30 protein-coding genes are annotated in these 24,105 nt (G+C 60.4%); 4 read left to right on the top strand and 26 right to left on the bottom strand.

Going from position 1 to position 24,105, the window contains the following annotated elements:
• Positions 1-25: 25 nt before the first annotated feature.
• The 14 genes from urtA to PSV26_RS07315 all read right to left on the bottom strand — a co-directional run bounded on the left by urtA (position 26) and on the right by PSV26_RS07315 (position 11,599).
• Positions 26-1,207: an urea ABC transporter substrate-binding protein gene (urtA, locus tag PSV26_RS07380; RefSeq protein WP_300569370.1), complete on the bottom strand. Its 1,182-nt coding sequence runs from the start codon at positions 1,205-1,207 to the stop codon at positions 26-28.
• 398 nt (positions 1,208-1,605) lie between these two features.
• On the bottom strand, positions 1,606-2,799 hold the full coding sequence (locus PSV26_RS07375; protein WP_300569368.1) for a transporter substrate-binding protein: 1,194 nt from the start codon (positions 2,797-2,799) through the stop codon (positions 1,606-1,608).
• Between the two features lie 456 nt (positions 2,800-3,255).
• Positions 3,256-3,879, bottom strand: a complete 624-nt coding sequence (locus PSV26_RS07370) for a biliverdin-producing heme oxygenase (RefSeq protein WP_300569365.1) — start codon at positions 3,877-3,879, stop codon at positions 3,256-3,258.
• A 491-nt stretch (positions 3,880-4,370) separates the two neighbouring features.
• Complete coding sequence (locus PSV26_RS07365) at positions 4,371-6,317, bottom strand: DUF3363 domain-containing protein (RefSeq protein WP_300569362.1); 1,947 nt, start codon at positions 6,315-6,317, stop codon at positions 4,371-4,373.
• Positions 6,318-6,689: 372 nt separating this feature from the next.
• Positions 6,690-7,223, bottom strand: coding sequence for a S26 family signal peptidase (locus tag PSV26_RS07360; RefSeq protein WP_300569360.1), 534 nt, complete (start codon positions 7,221-7,223; stop codon positions 6,690-6,692).
• Positions 7,220-7,669: a DUF2840 domain-containing protein gene (locus PSV26_RS07355; protein WP_300569358.1), complete on the bottom strand. Its 450-nt coding sequence runs from the start codon at positions 7,667-7,669 to the stop codon at positions 7,220-7,222. The genes PSV26_RS07360 and PSV26_RS07355 overlap by 4 nt, the downstream gene beginning before the upstream one ends.
• A 65-nt stretch (positions 7,670-7,734) precedes the next feature.
• A complete protein-coding gene (locus PSV26_RS07350) occupies positions 7,735-7,998 on the bottom strand; it encodes a chromosome partitioning protein ParB (protein ID WP_300569356.1) in 264 nt (87 codons plus the stop codon).
• A complete protein-coding gene (parA, locus tag PSV26_RS07345) occupies positions 7,995-8,744 on the bottom strand; it encodes a ParA family partition ATPase (protein ID WP_300569353.1) in 750 nt (249 codons plus the stop codon). Before parA ends, PSV26_RS07350 begins: the two co-directional genes overlap by 4 nt.
• A gap of 20 nt (positions 8,745-8,764) precedes the next feature.
• Positions 8,765-9,085 carry a hypothetical protein gene (locus PSV26_RS07340; protein ID WP_300569350.1) on the bottom strand — a complete coding sequence of 107 codons (321 nt, stop codon included), beginning with the start codon at positions 9,083-9,085 and terminating at the stop codon, positions 8,765-8,767.
• Positions 9,082-9,933 (bottom strand): replication initiator protein A, encoded by an 852-nt coding sequence (locus PSV26_RS07335; RefSeq protein WP_300569347.1) that lies wholly within the window; start codon positions 9,931-9,933, stop codon positions 9,082-9,084. The genes PSV26_RS07340 and PSV26_RS07335 overlap by 4 nt, the downstream gene beginning before the upstream one ends.
• A gap of 25 nt (positions 9,934-9,958) precedes the next feature.
• Entirely contained in the window at positions 9,959-10,264 is a 306-nt protein-coding gene (locus tag PSV26_RS07330; RefSeq protein WP_300569344.1) for a helix-turn-helix domain-containing protein, read from the bottom strand.
• Between the two features lie 92 nt (positions 10,265-10,356).
• On the bottom strand, positions 10,357-10,770 hold the full coding sequence (locus tag PSV26_RS07325) for a DUF2285 domain-containing protein (RefSeq protein ID WP_300569341.1): 414 nt from the start codon (positions 10,768-10,770) through the stop codon (positions 10,357-10,359).
• 139 nt (positions 10,771-10,909) lie between these two features.
• The gene (locus PSV26_RS07320; protein WP_300569339.1) at positions 10,910-11,155 is read right to left on the bottom strand and encodes a DUF6499 domain-containing protein; all 246 of its coding nucleotides are present in this window, start codon (positions 11,153-11,155) and stop codon (positions 10,910-10,912) included.
• A 102-nt stretch (positions 11,156-11,257) separates the two neighbouring features.
• Complete coding sequence (locus tag PSV26_RS07315) at positions 11,258-11,599, bottom strand: DUF2958 domain-containing protein (RefSeq protein WP_300569336.1); 342 nt, start codon at positions 11,597-11,599, stop codon at positions 11,258-11,260.
• 176 nt (positions 11,600-11,775) lie between these two features.
• On the opposite strand from PSV26_RS07315, the gene PSV26_RS07310 reads away from it, so the two are divergent.
• Positions 11,776-12,066, top strand: coding sequence for a helix-turn-helix transcriptional regulator (locus PSV26_RS07310; RefSeq protein ID WP_300569334.1), 291 nt, complete (start codon positions 11,776-11,778; stop codon positions 12,064-12,066).
• 45 nt (positions 12,067-12,111) lie between these two features.
• Here PSV26_RS07310 and PSV26_RS07305 read toward each other — a convergent pair whose 3' ends face one another.
• On the bottom strand, positions 12,112-12,459 hold the full coding sequence (locus PSV26_RS07305) for a DUF2958 domain-containing protein (protein WP_300569332.1): 348 nt from the start codon (positions 12,457-12,459) through the stop codon (positions 12,112-12,114).
• A gap of 564 nt (positions 12,460-13,023) precedes the next feature.
• Between PSV26_RS07305 and PSV26_RS07300 the strand changes: the two genes are divergently transcribed.
• The gene (locus PSV26_RS07300) at positions 13,024-13,692 is read left to right on the top strand and encodes a hypothetical protein (RefSeq protein WP_300569329.1); all 669 of its coding nucleotides are present in this window, start codon (positions 13,024-13,026) and stop codon (positions 13,690-13,692) included.
• Positions 13,693-13,744: 52 nt separating this feature from the next.
• On the opposite strand, the gene PSV26_RS07295 is transcribed toward PSV26_RS07300, so the two are convergent.
• From PSV26_RS07295 to PSV26_RS07285, 3 genes are all read right to left on the bottom strand, one after another.
• Complete coding sequence (locus tag PSV26_RS07295) at positions 13,745-14,050, bottom strand: DUF736 domain-containing protein (protein WP_077595453.1); 306 nt, start codon at positions 14,048-14,050, stop codon at positions 13,745-13,747.
• 580 nt (positions 14,051-14,630) lie between these two features.
• On the bottom strand, positions 14,631-15,080 hold the full coding sequence (locus PSV26_RS07290; RefSeq protein WP_300569324.1) for a hotdog domain-containing protein: 450 nt from the start codon (positions 15,078-15,080) through the stop codon (positions 14,631-14,633).
• 243 nt (positions 15,081-15,323) lie between these two features.
• Positions 15,324-15,938: a hypothetical protein gene (locus tag PSV26_RS07285; RefSeq protein WP_300569321.1), complete on the bottom strand. Its 615-nt coding sequence runs from the start codon at positions 15,936-15,938 to the stop codon at positions 15,324-15,326.
• Positions 15,939-16,899: 961 nt separating this feature from the next.
• Here PSV26_RS07285 and PSV26_RS22665 point away from each other — a divergent pair.
• Entirely contained in the window at positions 16,900-17,232 is a 333-nt protein-coding gene (locus PSV26_RS22665; protein WP_366945975.1) for a helix-turn-helix transcriptional regulator, read from the top strand.
• Positions 17,229-18,374, top strand: coding sequence for a nucleotide kinase domain-containing protein (locus PSV26_RS07280; protein WP_300569318.1), 1,146 nt, complete (start codon positions 17,229-17,231; stop codon positions 18,372-18,374). The genes PSV26_RS22665 and PSV26_RS07280 overlap by 4 nt, the downstream gene beginning before the upstream one ends.
• Here the strand turns inward: PSV26_RS07280 and PSV26_RS07275 are convergent.
• The 8 genes from PSV26_RS07275 to PSV26_RS07245 all read right to left on the bottom strand — a co-directional run bounded on the left by PSV26_RS07275 (position 18,295) and on the right by PSV26_RS07245 (position 23,958).
• The gene (locus PSV26_RS07275; RefSeq protein WP_300569315.1) at positions 18,295-19,422 is read right to left on the bottom strand and encodes a nucleoside triphosphate pyrophosphohydrolase family protein; all 1,128 of its coding nucleotides are present in this window, start codon (positions 19,420-19,422) and stop codon (positions 18,295-18,297) included. The genes PSV26_RS07280 and PSV26_RS07275 overlap by 80 nt on opposite strands.
• Complete coding sequence (locus PSV26_RS07270; protein WP_300569312.1) at positions 19,419-20,243, bottom strand: hypothetical protein; 825 nt, start codon at positions 20,241-20,243, stop codon at positions 19,419-19,421. The genes PSV26_RS07275 and PSV26_RS07270 overlap by 4 nt, the downstream gene beginning before the upstream one ends.
• A gap of 11 nt (positions 20,244-20,254) precedes the next feature.
• Positions 20,255-20,884: a C1 family peptidase gene (locus tag PSV26_RS22660; RefSeq protein ID WP_366945979.1), complete on the bottom strand. Its 630-nt coding sequence runs from the start codon at positions 20,882-20,884 to the stop codon at positions 20,255-20,257.
• A gap of 35 nt (positions 20,885-20,919) precedes the next feature.
• A complete protein-coding gene (locus tag PSV26_RS07265; protein WP_300569309.1) occupies positions 20,920-21,927 on the bottom strand; it encodes an ImmA/IrrE family metallo-endopeptidase in 1,008 nt (335 codons plus the stop codon).
• Positions 21,911-22,264 (bottom strand): helix-turn-helix domain-containing protein, encoded by a 354-nt coding sequence (locus PSV26_RS07260; RefSeq protein ID WP_300569306.1) that lies wholly within the window; start codon positions 22,262-22,264, stop codon positions 21,911-21,913. The genes PSV26_RS07265 and PSV26_RS07260 overlap by 17 nt, the downstream gene beginning before the upstream one ends.
• A 16-nt stretch (positions 22,265-22,280) precedes the next feature.
• Complete coding sequence (locus PSV26_RS07255) at positions 22,281-22,643, bottom strand: hypothetical protein (protein WP_300569303.1); 363 nt, start codon at positions 22,641-22,643, stop codon at positions 22,281-22,283.
• Positions 22,644-22,713: 70 nt separating this feature from the next.
• Positions 22,714-23,385 (bottom strand): hypothetical protein, encoded by a 672-nt coding sequence (locus PSV26_RS07250; protein ID WP_300569300.1) that lies wholly within the window; start codon positions 23,383-23,385, stop codon positions 22,714-22,716.
• A gap of 39 nt (positions 23,386-23,424) precedes the next feature.
• Positions 23,425-23,958 carry an SLATT domain-containing protein gene (locus tag PSV26_RS07245; RefSeq protein ID WP_300569297.1) on the bottom strand — a complete coding sequence of 178 codons (534 nt, stop codon included), beginning with the start codon at positions 23,956-23,958 and terminating at the stop codon, positions 23,425-23,427.
• Positions 23,959-24,105 lie beyond the last annotated feature (147 nt).

Raw genomic sequence — 24,105 nt, 5'->3', positions numbered from 1 at the left:
AATGCGCCCGGTAGTTGCGCTGCCCTTACAGTTTGGGGAAGGGGTTTGGTTGGATCAGTGGTGATTCCCAGACGATGTCGAACTGACCGTCCGCACGTGCTCGTCCGATCCGCACCTTCTTCCACAGATGGTGGTTGGTCGCGTGGACGCGCAGAGTGCCTTCTGGTGCCTCCCACTCGATGCCCGCCGCAGCTGCAGTAACTTTGTCAACATCGAAAGACTTGGCCTTCTCCGCGGCCATCTTCCAGAGGTAAACGCTGTTGTAGGCAACCTCCATCGGATCGCCGATCACGCGGTCGGCACCGTACTTGGCTTTGAACGCTTTCACGAACTTCTCGTTGGCGGGCGACTTGATGCTTTGGAAATAACCCATGCAGGCGTAGTAGCCGGCAGCATTGTCTTTGCCGATGCCTTCGATCTCGTTTTCCGAAACCACCGTAGACAGCAACACCTGTTTGGTGCCATCCAGCCCTGCTGCGCGGAGCTGCTTGTAGAACGCTACGTTGGAGCCCCCCACGACGGTGCTGTAGATGCAGTCGGGTTTGGCGGCCTTGATCTTGTTGATGATCGAAGAGAACTCAGTGTGTCCGAGTGGCGCATATTCTTCACCCAGCACCTTGCCGCCGGCTTTGGTGATGGTCGGCTTGGCAATCTTGTTGCACGTGCGCGGATAGATGTAGTCCGATCCGACCAGGAAGAATGTCTTGCCCTTTTCCTTGGCCAACCATTCGACAGCCGCAATAACTGACTGAGTTGCTTCTTGCGACGTGTAGAAGACACGCTTGTCCGCTTCCTGACCTTCGTAGTACGTGGGATAAAACAGCAGGCCCTTGCCCTGATTGAGCACTGGCAGCACGGCTTTACGCGAGGCTGAGGTGTAGCAGCCGACGATGGCGACAACCTTGTCTCGTTCGAGCAGCTTGCGAGCCTTTTCAGCGAAGGTCGGGTTGTCGCTGGCACCGTCTTCGATAACTGGCTCAATCTTGCGGCCGAGAACGCCACCTGCGGCATTGATCTCGTCAATGGCCATCTTCTCAGCCTCGACCAGCGAGGCTTCCGCGATAGCAATCGTTCCCGAAAGAGAGTGCAGCAGGCCCAGTTTCACGGTTTCTTGGGCGGCGACCATGTTGGCCGCACCTCCAGTTGCGCCCAGGACGAGTAGTGAGCCACCTGTTTTAACAATCTGGCGGCGGTTGAATTGAGTCATGATCAAGCTCCTTGCGGTAGTGCGTTTGTTGAAGATTCAGCTTTTCCAACAAGCAACTGCTGCCAATTCAACCCCGCAAGACCTTTAGACAAAGCTCCGCCCTCGGACAACATGCATCCGTTTTAAAAATGGCACTTTGCGACCGGAAAACAAAAAAGCCCGAACCGGCGGTTAACCGGTTCGGGCTTTCTTGCCCAACACCTGACTGGCAGCACTGGCAGTCGGCGTCGAAGGATTGGCAACGATTTCTCGTTAAGCCGGAGTATGAGCGCGTCGCCGAAGACACTCCATAAGGCTTTGCGCGTATTGTCAACTCAACAAAAATATGGCATGAACGATATCAAATCAATTTTCTCAGCTTGGCAACGCGGGCTGTCTGTCCTCTAAAAAGCAGCTACTCAAATCTTAGTCAGTCCGTGGAATGGATTCGGTTCAACCAAATCTGGTGACTCCCAAACGATGTCGAATTGGCCAGTGGGCAACGCCTTTGCGATGCGAATTTTTTTCCATACATGCTGGTTGAATGCATGGACGCGCACCTTACCCTCCGGAGCTTCTAGCACCAGGTTCGCGGTCGAGGTCCGTAGCAGTGAGGGCTCAAAGGACTTGGCCTTCTCGGCCGCCATCTTCCAGAGGTAAACGCTGTTGTAAGCCACCTCCATCGGGTCGCCGATTACTCGGTCAGCGCCGTACTTGGCCTTGAATGCCTTCACAAACTTTTCGTTGGCAGCTGACTTGATGCTTTGGAAATACCCCATGCAGGCGTAGTAGCCGGCGGCGTTTTCTTTGCCAATGCCCTCAATTTCATTCTCTGAGACCACGGTTGATAGCAGCACCTGTTTTGCTCCGTCCAAGCCTGCCTCGCGCAACTGCTTGTAGAACGCGACGTTGGAGCCGCCGACCACCGTGCTGTAAATGCAGTCGGGTTTCGCGGCCTTGATTTTGTTGATAATCGAGGAAAAATCGGTGTGCCCCAACGGCGCATACTCTTCGCCCAGAACTCTCCCACCAGCCCTCATGACGGTCGACCTGGCAATCTTGTTGCAGGTTTGCGGATAAACGTAATCGGAACCGACCAGAAAGAATGTCTTGCCCTTCTCCCTCGCCAACCACTCCACGGCGGCCACCACGGACTGTGTCGCCTCTTGCGAGGTGTAGACCACGTTCCAGCTCAGTTCTTGGCCTTCGTAGTAGGTGGGGTAAAACAACAGTCCATTGGCTCTGCGCAGAGCAGGAAGCACAGCTTTTCGGGAGGCCGAGGTATAGCAACCGATGATCGCGGAGACCTTATCTCGCTCCAGCAGCTTCACTGCCTTTTCAGAGAAAACCGAGTTGTCGCTTGCACCGTCTTCGATGACTGCCTCAATCTTGCGGCCGAGAACGCCACCCGCAGTATTTATTTCGTCGATGGCCATCTTCTCGGCATCGACGAGTGATGCTTCGGCCAAAGCGATCGTTCCAGATAGCGAGTGGAGCAAGCCCAACTTGACGGTTTGTTGTGCCGAAGCGAACCGAGTAACGCTTCCGACGGCATTAAGAGCAAATAGAGTGCCGCCTGCCTTGACAAGCTGACGACGGTTAAATTGAGTCATGGCTGAACCTTTTGCGATCGATGTTGGGAGAGTTGACTGTTGCAACAAGCAACCGCTGCCAATTACTTTCTTCCAGGCAAGGCTTCGCCCTCGGCGACATGCATCCGTTTTTAAGTGGTTCCTTGCGATCGAAAAACAAAAAAGCCCGAACCGGCGGTTAACCGGTTCGGGCTTTCTTGCCCAACACCTGACTGGCAGCACTGGCAGTCGGTGTCGATGGATTGGCAACGATTTCTCGTTGTGGGGAAAGTGTGGCGCGCAGTTAATTACATTCAATGCGAGTTAATGCTAATTGCCAACAAATATAGTCATGTGGCAAGCAAACACAATTGAGTTAGATGGTGGGTCGACGTCAGAAATTACGCCAGTTGGCTCGTCGAATACAAAATCCAGCAAAGTGACTCTAATTTGCGAACAAGTGGCTGGGGTCCTTACTGCCGACAGGGATGGAGGCCCTCAGTTGTAGGCCGCCGCAAACTGCTTGGTCGGGACATCTAGGAACACCTTTGTTAACGCGTGAAAGGTCTGCACCGCAGCGGCGCAAGCCTCAGCTTGCGACTTAGGCCCTTCCAACATGCTCTGTATTACCTTGGAAGATTCACGCCACAGGGTGCCGGTCACGTCGCCCCGGGCGCCGAAGTACGCTCCGCCATTGTGAGCGCCGATACCGTGCGCCTCGTGCAATCGCGCGGCGATTTCTTGATTTCTCATCGTTAAACCTTCGATGGCATATAAGGAACCCCATGCGGCGGACGGCGTGGCAAGATCAATCTTAAGTAAGGGTTTTCGCGGCGACACGGACAGAGAAAGCGCGTTCAAGTCCCGTCTGAGCAGCACCGACCTGCGACGGCAGACAAACCAAACGCGCCAGGCCGGCGGCATGGCCTGCACGACCCGAGGCTCCCAAGCCTCCAAGAACAATGTCATTGCGACAAGAAGACCACCATAGCGATCTAGATCGACACTCTTGCCCAGTCCCATCAAAATTTCGACGCGTTTTTGCTCATTGCGCGTCGAACCGCGCAATGTCAAAAGTGCCTGGGGTTCCTCTGAAGCCGTGTTTTTAATACCTGGTTGCATTCGACTGCCTATGAAAATTGCGCCGCCGGTTCATTCCGGGCTGTCTTCTAAGAAGGCTTAGCTGCTGAATGGCGTGCACTCGCTCCTCAAGTGGGGGATGTACCCGGAAAACAAAAACGCCCGAACCGGCTATGAACCGGGTCGGGCGTTATTGCCGGACGCCTGACTGGCAACATTGGCAGTCGGCGTCGAAATGAAAACGATTTCTCGTTGGAATGGAGTATATAACCCAAAGGGGGTGTTGAACTACGGCGGCCCAAGCCGCACTTGGTGACATAGCGCATTGGCAGTCCACCGCCAGGAAATCAAACAGTTCATACAGCGATAATTCTCAACGCTATCGTCAACCGCACGGACAAGTCCTCGCCGCTGACACCGGAATATTCCTAACGCGCCGATAGGCATATTGACTTGTTTGAGGCCGACTGATAAACCCGCTCACACATATTTGAATGTTTGCGTGGGCGGCTGAACAACATTTGGCAATCGCATCAAATAGAGATGCTTCGCCCTCGTTGCAACTGCCAAGTGACGGACTGTCCTCGCATGATTGCTGACACCTGTCTTCCCAAACTGCGCTCGACCACTGGCCTCCAGGGCACGAGAGTGAAGCCCAATCCGTCGTCAAGTATCGCGAATCGGCCGCTTGCGAGTTGGATGCTTCTCCTATAGATGCCGCTAGCCTGCCCGCCGTCATGTGTCGCGCGATATATGCGTCCGGTCTCGTCTGCAAGCGTCTTGCCAGCTGCAGCCACGTCCTTGCCACGAAGGGTTGCCAATAGATTTATCGCGAGAACTGCCCGCTTGCCACGCCACTCAGCAAGTCCTTGCGTAACAAGAAAATCGATCCGGTCGCGCATCGCATCGCGCACCTCATCCCCAAAGCCTTGGTCAGCCAAGGCCGCAGCATCGCCCACCAACTGCTTGTCCAGCCAAGTGGCGCCGATGGCGCATATTTGTTGATCGATGGACAGATGCGATCGTAGCTCAATCGCGAGTCCGGAGGATTTCTGGGCATCATGTTGCCGAGCCTTCCGCAGCAAGTCCGGCGGCACCTTCCAGACGCCATCGGCGATGCGCTCCACGATGCCGGCGCGGCGCAGCGCTTCGAGCCGACGCACGTGCGCATCGACAGTGGATTGCGGGTCGCGGTCATTGGCCTGCTTCAGTTGCACTACATGGTCGGCAGTCTTGTAGAGGCCGTCTCTCGCGATGGTTGCGATGTGGCGATCCACAGGCTTCTCCTGCCCCGACGGCCGCGCCTCCACGATGCCATGTACGGGCAGTTCTGCGAGGTCGATACCGCCTGGCAGCCTCAGGTAGTGCGCCCGTCCGTCAATGCCATCGACCACCAGGTAACCGCGGTCATGCAGTTCGTCGGCCAGGCCCTTGCCCATAATCCGGCCGCTGACGGGGGTGGTTTGACGCTCATTGAGCACGCATTCCCGCCGCTGGCCCTTGAGCGCACGGCGTACCGTCTCCAACGCGTCTTCGCGCTGGCCCATGGCGTCGAGTGTGGCCGCCATTCCGGGCTGGAGCTTCCAGCGGTTCGCATTCATCCTCTCAGCTAGGCCCATGCCTTCGAGCCGCTGCAGCCGTGCTCGCAGAGCGTTCTCACGCTGCCGGTCTTGCCGGTTGCCGGTCAGGTCGATGCCATCGGCATCGGCTTGCCGGATCAGCGCCCGGTCCAGGCCGGTGAGCCTCTGCTGATCAACCTCCCGTAGCAGGCTTTGACGGATTTCCGCCTCGGTGCGCGGCCCCAGCCATTCGGTGGCGATCTCGATGGCGCGCTGACGCAAACCGTGCGCCATGTAGTCGGGGGCAATCACGAGGTCCTCCCCGCCGGCAGGCCCGCCCGTATGGCCGTTCAGCACAATGTGCGTGTGCGGATTGTCTGTATCCCAATGGTCCACGGCAACCCAGTCCAGTCGCGCCTCCAAGTCGATCTCCATGCGGCGCATCAGTTGGCGGGTGAAGCCCCTCAAGTCCTCCAGTTCTAGGCCGTCCTCGGCCGAGACGATGAAGCGAAACTGGTGTCGGTCGTTCTGCCCACGTTCCTGAAAAGTCTTGAGGTCGGCCGCATCGGTGGCTGCACCGTAGGCATGGCCTTTCTGTCCATCGCGAGTAACACCATCGCGCTCGATGTAGCGCAGGTGCACGGCCACCGAGTTCGGACTGGCGCGCCGGAGCACGACGAAGCGAGACTTGACGACCATTCGGCGGGCGTTCGGCCCCAAGCGCCGGCCGGCCATGGAGGCCGCGACGCGACCTCGGCCGAACGTATTGGCGGGTCTGCCGAGGCTTTTACTCAAGGGCTTTTCGCCCGTCATCGACACCTGCTTGAGAACCTGCGAAACGAAGCGCTGCGAGCGCGGTCCACCACGGGATTTAGGCGCCGCGGGCTTGACGCGAAAGCGGTCCTCGTCATTGCCGGGCATGAAGACTCCAGCGCACGGTGGCGCACGGCATAGAAAACAGCACGCGGGAGAGCCCGCTGCCATGCGGGTTCCAGCCTCTGAGCGGCACGCGCAGGGTCCCTTGCGGTGCCGCCGCAAACCCACGTGCAGACTGGCTTGGAGGGGCGCGACGTGCCACCCCTTTTATCTGGCCCTCCGTCTCCGCCTTCCGCACCCGCTCCCGGCTCCGACCTGCCGCCAGCCGCGCACCGGGTGCGCAACGCTGCCCGTGAGGCAGCGGCGGTGCAGCGCGAGCTGCACGCTGGCAGCGGGCTCCCTGCAGGACGGAGTGCAGCGCGAGCGCATGCCCGGCTGCAGTTCGGCGGCATGCTAGATGACACGATAGAGCAAGCCTCATGGCGTGCTCCAGGTCCACAGTGGCCGCGCGATGCCCAGCACGGCAGACGCCGCGATGGGGCCGAAGTAGCGACTGTCGAACGACGCCGGGTTCGTGTCGCTGAGCAAGAACAGTTCGCCATCGGAAAGGCGACGGCACGGTGACCAGGCTTGCAGCGGCCGGTGCGCACTGTCATGCGTTCGAGTGGTTGCCACCGCTGCGCCGTCAATGAGCACAGTCTGTCCCCGAACGCACACTGCTTGCGGCGCCACGGCGCCAACGCGCTTGAGAATTGGTACACCGCTGGGAAGGTAGCCGCGCTGTCCCGCGAACGCGGCCACGCCGGCGGGAAGCCGAGCCAACACGATGCTGCCGACGTGCAGCGAGGCTGCGTTGTCGATGCTGCTGACCCGGTACCACCCGCGCGGCACGCTGTCCGTCGGGTTGTAGACCACGAACACACGCTCATGCGCCGACATCGTCATGACGGCCGGCGCGCACAGCGCAGCCAGGCCGATGCCCATGCCGGCGAAGAGCACGCGTCGACTCATCTCAGCGCTCCTCGCGCAAGATGCGCCGCATGCCGTTCGGTGGTGTAGTCCGGCAGTGGCAGGCGTGCTGCCAGCCGGTTGCCGACCGTGTGCCAGTACGTTGCGGCAGCCGCGGTCGGCTCGATGCCCAGCGCCTCGATGGCATCGACCACTTCGAGCACGGCCTTGACCTGCTGCTCGCCATCGGCGCGCAGCAAGATGCGCGCCGATGGCACTACGCCCGCGATGCGTTGCGCGCCATCGAACGGCATTGGCGCCCGCAGCACCATGAGCTGCCAAAGCGCCGTGCCGTAGTCATTGCCGATCCACTTCACACGGCAACAGACTGCGTTGGGTTCGAATGTCGCCACACGCCGCCAGCGGTCCAGCACCGACTCGCGCACGGGCTGGCCGAAGCGCAGCCAGACGTTCACGCGATGCTCGACGAAGGCGAGCGAGACCCGCATATGGACAGGCCGTGGCGGAAGCACAGCCTGGGGCCAAGCCTGCACGGTGACGGGTCGCAACTGCGTCATGGCTGACCTGCGCCGTACTCGCGCTCCAGCAGCTCGCGCAACATCTCGGCCGCCGTGTCGCCGCGTTCGAACGCGATGACCTTGATGCGCCCGCGCAGCGACGGCGTCACGTCGATGGTCAGGCGAGCGGTGTAGATCGACGCTTTGGGGGCACCCTCTGGTGCATCGGCCTGCCGCACCCAGGTCGAAGCCGGGTCGACCGCCGGCTTGCGGCCGATGGGTGCCCGCTTGGGCGCTGCAGATGACGCGGATGCCGTCATCGCAGCATCTCCTGCACTGCCTGTGCCAGTGCCGCGATCTCGCGCGCGGCCGCGCACTTTGGCGCGGCTTCGCATGCGAGCCGGCCTGCGGCCACGCTGTCGGCGAACACGATGCGCTGCGAGACTTCGGCCTGCAGCGCCGCGAAGGGTTGATCGGCCAGCGCGGCGCGTGCCTCACGGCCGATGACCGTGCCGACCACGCGGCGGTTGATCACGAAGGCCGCGCGTAGCTGCGGTCTAAACACCCGGGCCTCGGCAATGAGCGCAACCATCTCGTGGCTGGCCCACACATCGTAGGCGCTGGGCTGCACGGGGATCAGCACCAGGTCGGCGGCCAGCAGCGCGGAGCGCGCGAGGGCCGCGACCCGCGGCGGGCCGTCAATCACGACGTAGTCCGCCTCCAATGCGATCTGCGGCGCTTCTTGGTGCAACGAGTCCCTGGCCAGCCCGAACACGCCGTAGAGCCGTCCCTGGCCGTTCTGAAGACGGCGTTGCGCCCAGTCGAGGGCCGAGCCCTGCGGATCGGCATCGAGCAGCGTCACGCGGCTTCCCGCCATGGCCAGCTCACCCGCCAGATGCGTGGCGAGCGTGGTCTTGCCCGCACCGCCTTTTTGGTTGAGCAACGCGATCACCTTGCCAGGCTGACCTTGTCTTCCTGGAAGACGGTTTTCGGGTGTTCGGACTGCCTCAGGCAAGGCAGTGCCCGACTTTTGAGCAGCTTCTGTTCGCGCGCGCGTGACTTCCATTTATGTATTCCTTTAGATGTTTAGGGCGGCCCGAAATCGTTGCTGGGCGCGGCTTTCCGGTCGATCGGTGCGGGCGATCCACCGATACTTCTGCGGGCGATCCACCGAGGGTCGTGCGGGTGATCCACCGAGCCCATCCCCAAGCCATCCACAGGTTCTTCAACAGAAGCTGTGGATAAGTCACCTTCGGAAGGTTCGGCCGAACCGGGCCGAAAGGCGAGCCATTCGATGCCCCCGCTGCGCTCCATTGACAACTGGTAGCCAGGCAGCGCCTGGCGCCGCGCAAGCTGGCGCACCTGGATTGCGAAGTCGGAATGGCGCTGCAGGCTCCCGGATTTCATAAGTCACCTTCGGAAGGTTCGGCCGAACCGGGCCGAAAGGCGAGCCATTCGATGCCCCCGCTGCGCTCCATTGACAACTGGTAGCCAGGCAGCGCCTGGCGCCGCGCAAGCTGGCGCACCTGGATTGCGAAGTCGGAATGGCGCTGCAGGCTCCCGGATTTCAAATGCAGGTGGCGCATCTCGAAGCGCCAGCCCGCAGGCTGTCGGCCGCCATGCTTGCGCACCAGCCGGTACAGCCAGCGCTCGATGCCACCGGAAAGCCGGAAATACGTGGGATCGAGCGTGAGCACGAGCGCTTCTTCCATCACGCCGGTGAAGAACCAGTCGGCCAGGATCAGCTCGATGCCGTCGGAGCGGCCGTCGGGCCGGATGTACTCCTTCCACTCGTTGATCCAGGAGAAGCGGTGCACTCGCGTGGCCCCGTTCGGGCGCTCGCGCTGGCGCAGCGTCGTCGCGACAGTGGTGGACTGAAGCCGGTCCAGCGCAGCGCGCAGCGCCAAGTAATCGCTGCGGCCGGTCCCGCGCCGGGCAAAGCGCAGGATCTCGTAGGGTGTGGCCACCATCAGGCGCGAAGGCGCAATGCCTTCCTTCTTCGCCTGGATGATCTGGCTGGCGGCCCAGATCAGCACGTCGGCGTCCCAGATGGTGGCGATACCGTGCTCGGGCACGCCCTCGACGGTGAGCGACATGCCGCCGGCGTCGAAGCGGATCGGGACGATGCGTGGCGACTTGGCCAGTGAGAAGAACGGGTAAGCCATCAGATCCTGCGAGTCGCGCAGCGCCATGTCGCCGTGCGGCAGCGCGCGGAACAGCGTGAGTTGTTCGCGTTCGCTCAAGCGCTTCGACATGCGATGTTGCCTTCGGAGCGGTCAGTCAGCGGACGGAGTCGCGCTGCACGTAGCCTGGGTCTGAGGTCATGCCGTAGGTGCGGCTGTCGGCCCATGCACGCAGGTCGGCAGCCGCGTAGACCACCCGTGCGCCGAACTTTCGGAACCGCGGACCACCGCCCAGAACGCGCTGCTTTTCCAGCGTACGCGGCGACAGCCGCAGGAACGCGCCGGCTTCGTCGGTGGTCAGGAATTCGGGATTGGCGGGGGCCGCTGGCCCCGCCGAAGCCGCAGAGGGTTGCGGCGCAGGCCTGGGCGCCGTGCGGGAAGAGAAAGAACTGCCAACTGCCATGACGACCTCCATCGCTGTCGATGGGCCGCAAACCATTCGCGGCCCGATGGAGGCAGTCTCGGGAATCAGGCCCGATCAGGGCAGGGAGAAATTCAGCGCATCGGTTCGTCTCCGGTGCACCCTCCTGCGGGATGCGATACGCCGGCCAAGGCCAGGTAACCGCCAGCCATGTACGCCTGGGCCCGTCGCACCAGGTGGCGCACTTGCGCGCGCAACTCCCCGTCTTCATGCCAACGCAGGACGACGGCTTCGATGCCGAACAGGGCTTGGGCGATGTCGCGATGCGACGCGCCCGCCTGCGAGGCATCAAGCGCCTGCAGCGCGCGCAGGTGCAGCAGCACGGCGCGGGTCACCGGCCGTGCAGGATCGGCCTGCGTTGCATGGCCTTCCAGGGCGCGCGCCTGCGCGTTGAAGCCGTCAAGCTGGCCGCGCAGGCGCGGTGTCATCGGCGCAGCGCTGGCATAGCCAGCCCCGTCGGCCAGGGCTCCCGACAATGACAAGCGCATCCGCTGGACGCTGAGGTCGGCAGTCAGCGCCAGGTCGGGACCGTCAAGCACCAAGCGCTTGCGGCCAGGGATTCGCCACAGGTCGAAGCGGCGGGCTGATGCATTGTTTGCATGCGCAGCACGCACATGCAGCAGGCCGTCAGAAGACGACAGCCAGAGCGGTTGTGCATTGCGCCCGTCTACGTCCGGATCTTCGGCGCTGTCGCAACCCCCACCGGGCAAAAGACACCACGCGCTTGCGGCGTGCCCAATCCGTGCGGTAGCCCGGATGGCGGCGCAAATATTCCCAGGCGAGAGCTGGGTCGTCGAGATCCAGCACGTAGAGGTAGGCGGCAGAGATGCCCCATGGCGCGCTGGGCAGATCTTCGAGATTGGGGTTGGTCACAGAGTCCTCCTTTGGAAGAGGAACGCTGCCACAGGCAAGGTGAAACAGGGTAGCTTTTGCGGCGACCCTCCGTTGCGCAATCAGCGACGTTGTAGCTTCGCGTTAGTCGTTGATCGAACCGTCGCGCTGTGCGTCGGCTAGGTAGCCAGACAACTGCTGGCGCGCCTTGAAGTGCGGATCGGCCACGATGCGCATGCCCCGCGGCCCGTGCACGCCTTCGAGGGCCGAGAGGCTGACGTGTCCCAGCTCGGGGCTACCGGTTCCAGCGTCGCACAGGCCGTAGGCCTTGTCTCCATCGACATCGAGTTCGGTCAGCAGCCAGGCGGCTCCAGCGTCCAGCGTGTAGAGCTTGACCACGGGCAATGGGTCAAGAGTCTCCCCACGCGCCCGTGCGGCGCCGTTGGCCAGCATCCGACCTCGTTGCTCTTCTGTGAGAAATGTCATGGTTTCTTCGTGAGGTAGTTACATACTAATTCGGCTCACGCATAACGCAAGTGGCACGGCGATGGGGCCAGGAACGCAATGTGATCTGTGGTGCTGCCGCGCTTGGTGAATGGACGCAATTTAATGAGTTAAAGATAACGTGGTTTTAATGTACTTGAAACACGACGCTTCTGTGTATGCAGAAGCAAGGAATCCAGCGCGGGCGACCGACCGGCGCAACGACATTTGAAGCAGGCCCGGCACGGGCCTTTGGCGATGCGGTGCGCGCCCTTCGCACCGAAGATGGCATCGCCCAGGAAACGCTCGCTCACTTGGCAGACATTGAGCGCTCCCACATGGGGAAGATTGAGCGCGGCGAGCACATGCCAACCTTGGCCATGATCTTGAAGATCGCCCGCGCGTTGGGCCGCAGCGCAGGTGAGTTGATGCTGGAAACCGAAGCACGTCTGCTCAAGGAAGAGGGTTAAGGCACGACTGGCCGCCAGCAGTCGCCGGCGGCCAATAGACCGACGCTAGACCACGACCCGTCCAGCGAACCGCGCCTCACGCGCATACACACTCAGACGCTTCTGCGGTGCGAAGTGCAGATCCCGTTCAACGGGAAGTCCGAGCCCGCCGCGCACCGTCGCAATCTCTACGAGACTGACCCACCCCAGTTCGGGGTAACCCAAACCCAGGTCGCACAGCCCGAACGCATGGTCGTGGTCGTCCGGGTCGATCTCGGTCAACAGCCAGGTCGCTCCGGCGTCCGGGGTGAACAGCTTGACCACCGGGGCGGGATCGAAGTTTTCTTGTTCGAGGGACTGCCGGCCGTTGGCCAGCAACTGCGTGCGTTGTTCGTCGGTGATGAGCTTCGTCATAGTCTTCTCCTTGGAAGGAATCAGGGCGGGATTGCCCGAGACCGGAAACAGCACAGCGCAGCGCAGCCGTCAGGGTTCGACAGACGGCCGCGAGGCCGCCAGCGTGTGCAGCACGCGCAGACCTTGACGGCGAGAACGGCGTGATACGGTAAAGGGAACAGCAAACCAGCCCACTCGCTCCTGCAAACGCAGTGCGCAGCGCCGACAGGTGCGAAGGCGTCAGCGATGAAAGCCCGAAGGGGCGAGACGCCACCGGCGGCTCGATGCGCAGCACGACAGCGCGGCCGGCATCGCCGGAGACGCACGGAAACTCTCCGCGTCAGTGACGGATATACGGAGACTCGTAAAGTCCGCAATGCGTCATTCAACAAACCCTCCGAAGCGCAAAGCCGTCTTCACGAATCGCCGTTGAACCGTGGAACCGCAAAGCCGTGAAAGCGGATTGGCGAGCAGACGTAGATACGGGTCTACTCATTTGGGAACATCCACAAAGCCGCTAGTCAGGTGCCAGCCCGTTCCATCTGCTGACGCGCAGAAGCGGCACCGAGCGAATACGATGTCTGTATGGAAGCTTCCCAACAACAACCCTCGGACGATCCCCTGGAAGTGATGCTCCGTCGATCCGACGAGCTGCACGAAGCGCTGCTGCACCTGCTCGACGGCACCGAGTTCGATCCCTCGCCTCGTGGCGAGGCTGCCTTCGGCATGTGCTCCGTGGCGCTCGAGCATGGGCTCAGCCTGCGCGCCTTGATGGCGATGGGATTGGCCACGTCGGCAGTCGGCCTAATGCGGCTTCAGTTCGAGGCCTTGACCCGCGCCATGTGGCTGCAATATGCAGCCAGCGATCTGGCCATCGAGAAGCTCAGCGCACCACTGACCCTCCAGAGCGAGCAGGCCGCAAAGAATCTCCCCTCGGCCAGCGAGATGATCGAGCAGATCGGCAAGCGCGTCGGACCAAACGTGCCCGCGGCCGCCCATCAGATGCTGGCGCACTTCAAGGACGTGTCCTGGCATTCCCTGAACTCCTTTGTGCATGGCGGCATCCATCCGCTGCGCCGCCAGTCCGAGGGCTTCCCGGTCCACCTGGCCCTGCAGATCCTGCGCAATTCCAATGGGCTGCTCACGATGACCGCCATGGCCCTGGCGGTCCTGACGTGGGACGAGGCCGTGGCCAAGCCCATGCGCAAGATTCAGCCCGCGTTCGCAGACTGCTTGCCCGACCTATTGAAGTAGCGGCCTGGCAGGGGAACAGCGCCCCGCCGAGGCGGGGCGCCGAGGGCGACGCTCAGTCGCCCTTGCTGCGCGACCAGATCAGGTTATGCGCGCCATCCTCGCCTTCGACCAGGCGGGCATAGATGGTCGCCGGGAACGACGGGTCATCCAGGGTCGCCGACAGGTAGGGCCGATCCGATTTGCTCACTTTCTTCCACGCCGCGCCGATCTCGAAGTTGCCAGCGACGATGCGGTAGTCCGGAGCGTTCTCGCTCTCCTTGTTGTTGGGCACGATCTTGACCTTGACGTTGAGCGTCAGGGTGCGAACCGTGCCGGTGTAGCTGTCGTTCTGTGCGGTGAAGGTGCCGATGTTGGCCATGATGAAGTCCTTTTGAAGTTAACCAGGTCGCGCCCATCGCGGCCTTGGCGTGATCCGATGGGTGAGGGTCCGGGCGCGCCGCATCCCATAGCGAAGCGAAGGGGCCGCAACGCAGTGAAGGACCGGGAGGCCCGAGAAATTTGCCTCGCGAGGAAGACCGCAGGTCGGGGAAATTTGTCGGGCTGGACGGTTGCGGAGAACAAGCCCGAGGCGGCACATAGAGCCGCCGTGCCCTCGCCAGGATTCACGACAAATACAAGGCCGCTGTGGGTGTGATCCTGTCGCGAAAGGACGCATGGCCCCAGAACCGCCACCGCTGCAACAGCGTTCCGGAACTGCTCCCGCAGCGATCCAGTTCCATGGTGACGGAGCAATGAGACAAGGAAGAACGATCCCACCGCATCGGCGCTGGCCAAGAAATCGGCAATTGCAGTGTGGAAGGAAACGCGCTGTGGAACGCCCGCTGCGCACCACCGCTGTCACGGCGGACTGTTTGCCCGCTTCAGGACGGCACGCACGACCGTCGAGTGCAGCGAGCTGATGGTGGCCCGCTCTCCGCAAGCGGCGGAGCGCCTCTTTTTTAGGTTCCAGGGCATTGGAGTGCCAAAATCTTTGTCGCGATGCGCGACTCCATCTGTGTCCGCTGGACCGCCACCAGCGTGACAGTGGTTTCGCAGACAAGCTTGTGCGCATCCTGAGCCTGGACGCGGAAGGTGGCGCTCCGCTCTCCCAGCCGTTCGAGCCATCCGCGCAGCCGGAGCGGCGACCCCGGCAGGATCGGCCCTCGATGGCCGATACGGATCGAACGGCCGACCACCACTTCTGCGGCGGCATCGACGTGCTGCTGCATCTCACGAATGCAAATGGATTCGACCACCGCCACCAGGTACCCGGTGGCAAGACATTCGATCAGTCGCTCCGCATACCCGCTTCCGTGAGGAAGCTGCGAGAAAAGCGACTTCGCCGTCTGGTCCGCCGGCACGGTATAGGACTCTTCAAAAAATATCTCGCTGACGCCTTGGTGGTTCATGGGGTATCCGGGTGGGGTTGTCGAAAGCTCGATCAGCGCGCTGGATTGCCGGCGATCGGTGCTGTTCGATGCTCCCGCGTCCGGTAGGCATTCCCAACCCACCGCAGCGAGCGCTGGCGTAGGGCGTCCTTCAAGGCACAGAGGACTGGCTGTTCCGGAAGTCAAAACGCGCGCGGCAGACCTGCCGCGCGCGTCGCGCCGAATTTCCAGATCCCCGGCCTCGCGGCCGGGGATGCATGAGGATCACGCCGTTGCGTGCGCGTCCTCTTGGGCTTCGGCATCAGCCGGCCCCTCAGCAAGCGGTTCAGCGCCTGCAACGTCAACCGCTACTGCCTCTTGGGCGCGGAACATAGCGGGCAGCCAGCCTGTACCCGCCGCCAGCCGCTCGGCCTCGCTGGCGATCTGCGCCTTCTTGAGCTTGCCGAGCCGGTTCACTTCACCCGGTGCGAAGGCCTGCGCCCCTTCCAAGGCCTTGGCCTTGGAGACGTGGTCGAAGTAGCCCGCTGCGGTCGGCGTCCACCACGCGTGCATGTCCAGTCCCACGGCCTGCGCAAGCGCAGCTGCCGGGGCTTCGTCCTCACGCGAAGCGATGGCCGTCACCGTGAAGCCCACGCACACCGCCAGCAGAGACAGCAGTTCCTGCTGCGGCATCGCCAACAACTCGGTGAACAACGCCTCCGGGTCGCTGGGCAGGCGGTCAGCCCAAGCCTCCCGCACCTGCCGCATGCCCACAGCAGCCGGAGCCTCTGCCACGTCCGGGGCGTACTGCTCCAGCCGGTCCTGCGGATTGGCGGTGATGTTGATGGGTGAGCCGTAGTGCGCGTCATGAATGACGCGCAATGCAAGCCGATGCGCCACGGCGACCAAGGCAGTGAAAAAAGGAAGAAAGAGGGAATGGGTTCAAGGTGTCGGTGTCTGCATGCGCGGCTCTCCTGTGGTTTCCCACACCAGCCGGATTCCAAGATTCGGAGCCCGGTGTTGGCTTCGGTGGGTTCGGCGCAGTGACCTGGGCTGGTCGCCGTTGCCGCCGTCTTTCCTGAGTTCATCGCCCGCGAAAAACCGGGCTGGCGGGGACGGGCCGTCAAGGAAACAAGCGCAGGGTTGGTGCGGCCCGCAGCCGCAGGCGAGGACACGGCCCTGCGCGCCTTGACGGCCAGGCACCGGCGGCTACGGTCGCGGGATCAGCGATGAAGGCGGGGAAAGACGGAAACCCGGCCAACGGCCAGGGGAGCGACGAACCCACGGCCGCGCGGCGAGCGCCCCCGCGTGCTGTGGGCACGCCTAGCTGGAAGTGAACAAGCGCGCGCAGCGCGCACCGGCACCATGCGCCGACCGATCAGGCGCCGCCTGGTCGGCGGTATCGAGGGGCGCCAAGCCTGCGCGGCGGGGATTGGCTTTAGCCAGTCCCCTGGAGGGCAAGCGCAGCGCGCAGGCCCAGCGGGCCGGAGGCGTCAGGGATCAGCGCCGCATGGCCGCGACTCGGCACGAGGCGCGGGGGGGGGCAACCCGCGAGCCCGACGGCGAGACGCCGGGACGCAAATCAAGGAGCAGACGCCCACTAAGCGCTCCTCTCTATCAGAGGTGATTCATCGAATTTCAATCCGCAACCGCATCAACGCTTCTGGCTGGCTGCATCTCACTGAACACAATTTCTGCGGCATCCAACTGCAGCATGCGCGAGCGTGCCATGGCGCCCGTCAGCCAAATCTGTCAGAGTTCGACCATTTGATTGATTACAATTTAGATATCATCTGACAGATGACAAAATGTATTTGATTACATTTTTGATATAATTCATGAAGATAAAATTGCGTATTAAATGTCAAAAACAAAACCTCCCGACAAAGCGCACCAGGAAGGCTCGACTGCCAGCCCACCCTGGCCAGGCGACCCCCGGGTCCGTCTGGCTTCGTGCGTGAATGAGCTGATGACAAAATCGGGAATGACTCAGCGCGCGGCAGCTGAGCAACTCCGTATGCCTCAGCCTAGGATTTCCGCGATCAGAAATTACCGGCTTAGCGGAATTTCGATCGAGAAGCTGTTTTCTGTTCTCGTCGCTCTCGACCAGAACATCACGATTACGGTTAAACCGCAGCGAAGACGAGGCAGCGGTGGAGTAGACGTCGTACTTACGGAAGGATCCGCATCATGAAGACCATGTACCAATCCCTGATTGCAGGCATTCCAACCGAGAAGGCGCCGGTGAAGCCGGTTCGGTCGGACTCGACGGTCAAACCTCCGAAGCAGAAAGGCCTTCTCGCAATAGTGAAGCGTACCGAGCCTCGCCCGTCATTCGTGTATGACACGTACTGGAGATTCGCAGAGAAGCGACAGGCTATCTATCACCGACGTGTTCGAGACGAGGCGGGCCCCTGGAGCGACGACCCTGTGCTGCAGACGTATAAATTCACGAATGCATACCGAGCTTCAGATCGCGTCAGCCAGTACCTCATCAAAAACGTGATTTACAGCGGCACCCATGGACTAGAGTCGAGTGTGCTGCGAACATTGTTGTTCAAGATTTTCAATAAGATTGAGACTTGGAAACTGCTAGAGCACGCATTCGGCGAAATATCAGTTCGAACTTTTGAACCTGCTACATTTGGCGCGGTCTTGGAGCGGGCGATGGCGTCGGGCGCTTCAATCTACTCAGCGGCATACATCATGCCCAGTGGACCTGCAGACATCCGCCGCGCGCGAAAGCATGAGATGCATCTCGAACTCCTGCGAACATTGCTCCTCGAGGGGTTTCCGGCGAAGCTTGCTCGATGCGGAAGCATGCGTGCTGCGTACGAGTTGTTCAGAACGGTCCCAGGCGTGGGCCCTTTCTTGGCCTACCAGTTCGTCACTGACCTGAACTACAGCCCGCACTTTTCGTTCACCGAATTGGAGTTTGTGATGCCAGGACCTGGGGCGCGCGATGGACTGCGCAAGTGCTTCGAGGACTTTGGTGGCTACAGTGAAGCGGAAGTTATCCAGTGGGTGACAGAACGCCAAACCACTGAGTTCCGCAAGCGCGGCCTGCCATTCAATTCGCTATGGGGGCGCGATCTGCAGCTAATCGACTGTCAGAATCTGTTCTGCGAGGTCGACAAATACTCTCGCGTTGTGCACCCCGAGGCAATGGGGCTCACAGGCAGAACGAGAATCAAGCAAAAGTTTTCGGCGAGCGTTGCTCAAATGCCGACTCCGTGGTTTCCCCCGAAGTGGGGAATTAACGAGCGGATTTCGGAGACGACGAAGCTGGCTCGCCACGAGAGAACGTCAGAGATCTCGTTTCTGCATCCAGCGTAAGCCAGCCACCCTTGTTCTTCTTGAGCAATCTGAACGCCTCGAATCCGACAAAAATTGCTCGCTCCCATTCATGCATTGCGAGCTTTTCGATCTCAAGATTTTTCACCATCCGCTGAATGAGGAGCAGCACACCATGATCGATGTGCTTTAGATCCTTGAGGAGCGAGTGACTTTCAGCATACTGAAAAACAGTGTGAGCGATTGCCTCCTCCACAATCGCGGCACGCGCGCCGTCTTGGGTTTCGTCCACCTTCGAATTCGACTTCCGTTTGCACCGGAGGATGGACCGAAGTACGGGTGACCATCCCAGTACGGCGGCATTGGCCAGGTGGAACACGTCATGGTATCTATAGCCGTCGTCCTTTCGAGCGTTGTCCGTAAGGCGATCGCCAATGTTCATGCCCCTGCATCGCAAAAGAACTTCTACCCGGCCTTTGCCTCGGCCTCTCTCCAGAAAGTTCACGTGAAGAAGTCTGGGCAGACGCTCGTAGCCGCGAAACTTTCTGTCGTAGCACGGAGCAGCCGCTTGCTCGGGGCTCAACCCAAACTTGCTATCTCCCTTCGCGAGGTTTGCCTTGAGCACACTGGCCAACTTCAATTTTTCGCGGCGCAAAGAGAACAGCAAGCATTTCAGTGCGTCAGCGATGCACTCGACCAGTTTCTTTTTAGTCGATGCCTGCGGGTGTAAATCATGCTGTCTCGCAGTGCTAACCAGGTTCGCGACGGCGGCAACGAGCGCATAGATGTGATCGAAGGAATGGACGCGAGGCATGGCTGCTTCAGTAAAGCTTTGCGCAATCGCGCCGAGCTTAAGCCGGTGTCGTGTCGCAACCGCCGCAAGGTACCAGAGCAGATCGCCAAACTCTTCACCAAGGTTCTTCCTTCCCTCGGTGTATGCGTCGCCGTCGCGGATGATTTTCTTCAGCTCGCTGGCGACCGAGCCAAGCTCGCCGATGACCCCTAAGGCTGGTATGTGTTGCGCCTCTGGGTCGTCCCACTCAATACGCGCTGTGGCAAAGGCTTTGGCCTGGTATTCGTCCAGGTTCATGCAACCGCCTTCAGGCGGTATTGCTCACGGATCTTTCTGCAGTCGTCGATAAGCACCGCGAGGCCCTGTCTACCCCATGCCGGCTCTTTGGCGCCCTTTCCGGACTCGAGCGCGGCAAGCGTTGCGTGGCACACCAGTGGACCGGTTGGAATGCCCACCTCACGCGCTATGCATTCTTGGAGCCGGGCGAGACCCTTGAGATTTCCAATGGTTTTTTGGACAAAGTATTGGTAGCGATAGAGCGCGGTCAGGTACAGCTCGCGGTTGGGACCGAGTTTGAGGCTGACGTGGCTGAGGCATTGACCGCTGCGATGGTTGCCGTGATCAATCTCCGCTTCGTAGAACTTCAGCTCAAGGGGTTCCATCCCCATGTCCAGCTCATAAATAGCTTTCATTGGACCTGAAGTCTTCCTTTTCAGTTCCGCTTTAAGCTTGTCAATGAGGGTATCGAGTGGATTCATCGTGGATTTGTCGGAACAGTTCCGACGTACCAAGCGCAGTGCGTAGGTTCCTTTGCTGTTGGCGGTAATGGATTTGATGTGAGGATAGATTGTCTCGGGATACTCATACAGTTGCTTGAGCCCACCGGCGATGTACTCCGTGGCCGGGAAGATCGTGTCTGCCACTGTCTGAATGGGCTGGCAATCCCATTCCTTCAAGAAGCCGTCGACTCGCGCCTCTATAGCCCTTGACTCTGCTGTCGCCAGGCCGGGCTGCTCTACTTCCAGAATCAGGTTGTAGATTGGCGACTTCGCGTCAAATAGCAGTTCTGCTGCTTCGAGCCAGGCGCCTGCGCGGGTCTGGTGAGTGCGTGTTTTCATTTGCTTCTCCACTAGTTCGTTTTTGCCGGGACAGCGACTCTGCATTCGACTAAGTGCTGCATCAAATATTCACGAGTGAGCCAGGCGTGCCCATCACTTCCCCACGCAGGCCCCCAACTATTGCGAATCAGAACCAAGTCATCTGCTGGAGATGAAGGGCGACGACCTTTTCCAACTGCGACGACAGCATGTCGGCCGCCGGCAGGGCCAGCTTCATCAACGATGTGGGGCGGGTGTTGCACCCGCCTGAATCCGTTAACCAGTCGAAGCCCCATGACCACTGGACTTCGGGCTCCTAGCGCGTCAAAAATCTTCGTGAGTTCCGCGCCGGCCCCCTGGACAGTACCGTGCCATGTCCGTCCGACTTTGGGTGGCTCCCACGGATCGGGTTGGACCATTTGGTACGGCCACTCGTGCTCATGAGGTTGGCCAGCCTGCTGCAATGCAAGGTCTGCAGCATCAAACGAAAGACCGTTGCCCGCATGCCCCCCGCTCATGTATTGGGCAGCGTGATACAGAAGGTATTCCGCTGACAGTCCGTGATCGAGTTGATGGCCAGCGCCATGGGCGTCCGATACTGCGCAGGCGACACACGACGGTCGGGCTCCCTGATCCCGGATCAGCGGATACGAGCCTCGCATGTCAACTGAAACAGTGATTCCACCGATTTGTGCGCTCATGCGGCCAGCATCCTCTCGCGCCGAGGAAGACCGACTGGCTCCTTGCCCAAGAGGGCCAGGTCCACCTCGAACGTGTTCAGCGCCTGTGTAGCCGTTTCCCACGGCCTTCTCTCCTCAAGCGTGAGGCGCTGAACGGCGAGCCGCTGCCCCTGCGCGACGACGTGACGACGTACATTCGCGCCGAAGGCGGACGGGTTACCAGACGCCTCTCTTCTTTCATCCTTGCGTATCGACAACCCCGCAGAAGGCATCGGCTCGACATCCCATTCATATCCTCCGGCATCATGTTCTTCGAGATCGAACACTAAATAGTCTTCTGGGCTTCCCAGGAGTTGCGCGCCCCGGTCGCGCTCTGAGAGCAACCATACGTCCGGCCGCCATGATTCCGGCGTTACGTCATTCAAAGCCCGTTGCTTGGACGCCTTCGGTGGCAAATCTGCCAAGGCCGACGCTTCACTTCTGCTCAAGAAATCTGCGCCGGCCAGGGCCCAACAAGTCGAGGAGAAACTCGCACCGATCCGCAGCGAAAGTTGGTAAACGACATCGGCTCGCTTCAGGTGTTCACGCGTCCACCCCTGCCTTCGTGCGTGCGCTGCGAGAAGCCACTTTGGGAGCAGGAATTCTGCCGCGAAGGCATCCGCCTCCTGTTCCTGGTAGTCGTACCCCTCCTTCTCTCCTCGCGCAACAAAACCTACTTTGGTATCCAAACTGACCGTTCGATGTTCGAGCACGTGGTGGCCTAATTCATGTGCGGCCGTAAACCGCTGAACGTGATGGTCACGCAGCGTTGTGATGAGAACCCCCGCGCTTCGCGGAGTGGGCACGTAAGCGCCAAGCAATCCTTCAAGTGGCCTGAAAAGCGTGGCGATATTGAAGAATTTCAACGCTCCTAGGACATTGATCGCGCGATCACCCGTACCGAGCTTGGCCTTAAGGCCAAGCTCGGCGTGCAGCTCCGCTGCACGACCGATCCCGTTCAGGATCGCGTCACGTTTTGTCGCCATCATCCGTCCCAGATTGCGACCGCTGCATTAGGAATTCTGAAAACCTCAACAGCTCAGACCTGTCCTTGTCCGAAAGCTGCGCCGCTTGGCGAGCCAGCATGCTGACGGCGTCCGGAACCGGTTTCTCGTCTTCACCCATGAAATGCGCCACAGAGCGCTGAAGAATCTTGGCTAGGGCGGACAACTCCACAGCGTCGACTCGCCGCTGTCCGGTTTCGATCATGGAGATCGCCGATCTCGAAAGATCGGTGGCATCAGCAACTTCCTGCTGCGACAGGCCGAGATATTCCCGAGCCTCTTTAAGTCTTGCTGCAGTCAGTGCGCGTTCAGTACTCATCTCATCCATCTTTCACTTAGGCATGTGCCGGCTCAGGCTGCTTGGCCGGAGCAGACTTGGCAGGGAGAGGCACGCCAACGCAGTGCTCAGCGATGCGTGCCATTACATCGGCCACCGCCTCCGGAATGGAGGAGTAGCCGCCTTTTCGAATCCATTTCGGGTCCAACCGGAAACTGGTCATTTCTTTCACGATGGGCGAAAGCTTCACCACCGTCTTCGAGTCAACGGTCGGCGGCGACCAAAGATCCGAGTTAGGGTTGGCTCCTAGCTCCGGCAACGCGCACTCCGCCGCTTGTTTGGTCAACTCATCGGCAAGACGTTTTTTCAACGACGCCGACAAATCCGCGAACTGCTGAGGGGAAAGTTTGACTTTGCTCACCGGGTACTCCTTGTCTGGAATTCGAACTAACGATAGCACGTTATGTTCGAAAATCCAACAAGAATAACCATTACTCTATTGTGGAATAAGTGGCTACGGCAATTTCGACGCCGCAAATGACCTTTAGGTTCACCTGCACACGAGCCAATGTGGCCGCGATTTTTTGCGGTACGCGCCACCCAGCGACCGAGAGCATGTCCGCCGATCCGCTTGTAGGTGCTACCAACCTGACTTGGTGGAAATGCAAGCTGTCGTAGTTGGTGACGTGATACTGGCATTTGTAGATCGCCTCTTTCGCCGAGAAGGCGAAATTGTGCGCGGCCGCCTCATCTGCGCAAATCCCCAGATGCATGAGAAGGCGGGTCTCACGCGCCCACGTCACGTCCAGAGCTGCCAGTGCGCCAATTGGCCGCCCATCATTCACATCAACCCCAACTGCGATCAAAGTGGACTGACTACCAACCAGTGCCGCTGCGACCGAGGCGGAGTGCGAAATGCTTCCGCACACATCGGCGGGAAACAGCGGCTCGCCGCCAGGGCCCTGGAGAATTTCCTGAGGCCGTATGCCAAGGAGGTTCATAGCGGCACGGGCCATACACCTGCCAGCTGTAAATTCTTTGATCCTTGATCGAGTGGAACCGTGAAGTAAGGCAGCTTCCCCACCCAACAGCGGCGCTTGCCCGTCGTCTAGCGTGCAAACTGCGAGCACCAAATTACTTGAGAGTCGCTCAAAATGCGTCATCGCTCGACCTCGACATCGGCCACTGAGAGGGCTAGACCCTCATACCCTTGACTCAACGGCCGTCCGTCCGCTGGTCGACAGGGCAGCGTCGGGATAAAGTGGCGCGCCGAGAACGACCGACTTTTCGATGCGCCGCCAAATGCGCCCAGGAAGCATCGGACTTTCTTCTCGCAGTTTTGACCACACCTCCTCAACACCGTGCAGCGAGCTGTTGTACTCGGTTTCAGTTGCAGGAGGAAAGGCCGTAAGAAGTTCAATTCGATGCTTAAGATTGGCAAATCGCGCACCGGCCAAACGATGCTTTTCCGCCAACTCGGAATACCTTAAGAATGTTTGCAATCCCGTCAGCACGGCCGCGACAACACTCAACAAACCTACAGTAATTTGGAGCGAGATGTCGGTCACCTTTGACAGGGACGCAAACACGGTGGTTCCAACTAGCGTGCTCAGTGCGACGGCCGGCAGGCCGAGCCACAAATGCAGCCGTTCAAAGTGACGGGCACATTCATAGTGGGCGAGTTGGACGCGGTGCATGCGAAAGCGCCAGTATTCAAGTAGCTCGTCTTTTTGCATACCGCAGTGTAGGTTGGATCTCAAATGGCGCTGCATACCAGAGACCCGAGAGTAAACGACTCCACCCTAAGGCGCCGGAGGCCTACTTTGCATTGGAATCCGAACTGCTTGCACTGAAATTGACATCAGGTAGCAAACACAACGTCT

The sequence above is a fragment of the Polaromonas sp. genome (assembly GCF_029945685.1).
Taxonomy (GTDB): Bacteria; Pseudomonadota; Gammaproteobacteria; order Burkholderiales; family Burkholderiaceae_C; genus Polaromonas.
The sequence above is the reverse complement of the archived record's forward strand: the minus strand, read 5'-3'. Positions and strand labels throughout refer to the sequence as shown.

Coding starts and splice junctions, on each gene's coding strand:
- PSV26_RS07250 (WP_300569300.1), bottom strand. CDS start 23,385: ATGACGCATTTTGAGCGACTCTCAAGTAATTTGGTGCTCGCAGTTTGC.
- urtA (WP_300569370.1), bottom strand. CDS start 1,207: ATGACTCAATTCAACCGCCGCCAGATTGTTAAAACAGGTGGCTCACTA.
- PSV26_RS07355 (WP_300569358.1), bottom strand. CDS start 7,669: ATGCGGGTCTCGCTCGCCTTCGTCGAGCATCGCGTGAACGTCTGGCTG.
- PSV26_RS07360 (WP_300569360.1), bottom strand. CDS start 7,223: ATGAGTCGACGCGTGCTCTTCGCCGGCATGGGCATCGGCCTGGCTGCG.
- PSV26_RS07265 (WP_300569309.1), bottom strand. CDS start 21,927: ATGGCGACAAAACGTGACGCGATCCTGAACGGGATCGGTCGTGCAGCG.
- PSV26_RS07275 (WP_300569315.1), bottom strand. CDS start 19,422: ATGAACCTGGACGAATACCAGGCCAAAGCCTTTGCCACAGCGCGTATT.
- PSV26_RS07365 (WP_300569362.1), bottom strand. CDS start 6,317: ATGCCCGGCAATGACGAGGACCGCTTTCGCGTCAAGCCCGCGGCGCCT.
- PSV26_RS07245 (WP_300569297.1), bottom strand. CDS start 23,958: ATGCAAAAAGACGAGCTACTTGAATACTGGCGCTTTCGCATGCACCGC.
- PSV26_RS07270 (WP_300569312.1), bottom strand. CDS start 20,243: ATGAAAACACGCACTCACCAGACCCGCGCAGGCGCCTGGCTCGAAGCA.
- PSV26_RS07305 (WP_300569332.1), bottom strand. CDS start 12,459: ATGACGAAGCTCATCACCGACGAACAACGCACGCAGTTGCTGGCCAAC.
- PSV26_RS07330 (WP_300569344.1), bottom strand. CDS start 10,264: ATGGCAGTTGGCAGTTCTTTCTCTTCCCGCACGGCGCCCAGGCCTGCG.
- PSV26_RS07325 (WP_300569341.1), bottom strand. CDS start 10,770: ATGCGCTTGTCATTGTCGGGAGCCCTGGCCGACGGGGCTGGCTATGCC.
- PSV26_RS07340 (WP_300569350.1), bottom strand. CDS start 9,085: ATGAAATCCGGGAGCCTGCAGCGCCATTCCGACTTCGCAATCCAGGTG.
- PSV26_RS07310 (WP_300569334.1), top strand. CDS start 11,776: ATGCAGAAGCAAGGAATCCAGCGCGGGCGACCGACCGGCGCAACGACA.
- PSV26_RS07295 (WP_077595453.1), bottom strand. CDS start 14,050: ATGGCCAACATCGGCACCTTCACCGCACAGAACGACAGCTACACCGGC.
- PSV26_RS07300 (WP_300569329.1), top strand. CDS start 13,024: ATGGAAGCTTCCCAACAACAACCCTCGGACGATCCCCTGGAAGTGATG.
- PSV26_RS07290 (WP_300569324.1), bottom strand. CDS start 15,080: ATGAACCACCAAGGCGTCAGCGAGATATTTTTTGAAGAGTCCTATACC.
- PSV26_RS07370 (WP_300569365.1), bottom strand. CDS start 3,879: ATGCAACCAGGTATTAAAAACACGGCTTCAGAGGAACCCCAGGCACTT.
- PSV26_RS07260 (WP_300569306.1), bottom strand. CDS start 22,264: ATGAGTACTGAACGCGCACTGACTGCAGCAAGACTTAAAGAGGCTCGG.
- parA (WP_300569353.1), bottom strand. CDS start 8,744: ATGGAAGTCACGCGCGCGCGAACAGAAGCTGCTCAAAAGTCGGGCACT.
- PSV26_RS07280 (WP_300569318.1), top strand. CDS start 17,229: ATGAAGACCATGTACCAATCCCTGATTGCAGGCATTCCAACCGAGAAG.
- PSV26_RS07375 (WP_300569368.1), bottom strand. CDS start 2,799: ATGACTCAATTTAACCGTCGTCAGCTTGTCAAGGCAGGCGGCACTCTA.
- PSV26_RS07350 (WP_300569356.1), bottom strand. CDS start 7,998: ATGACGGCATCCGCGTCATCTGCAGCGCCCAAGCGGGCACCCATCGGC.
- PSV26_RS07315 (WP_300569336.1), bottom strand. CDS start 11,599: ATGACATTTCTCACAGAAGAGCAACGAGGTCGGATGCTGGCCAACGGC.
- PSV26_RS22660 (WP_366945979.1), bottom strand. CDS start 20,884: ATGCGAGGCTCGTATCCGCTGATCCGGGATCAGGGAGCCCGACCGTCG.
- PSV26_RS22665 (WP_366945975.1), top strand. CDS start 16,900: ATGTCAAAAACAAAACCTCCCGACAAAGCGCACCAGGAAGGCTCGACT.
- PSV26_RS07335 (WP_300569347.1), bottom strand. CDS start 9,933: ATGTCGAAGCGCTTGAGCGAACGCGAACAACTCACGCTGTTCCGCGCG.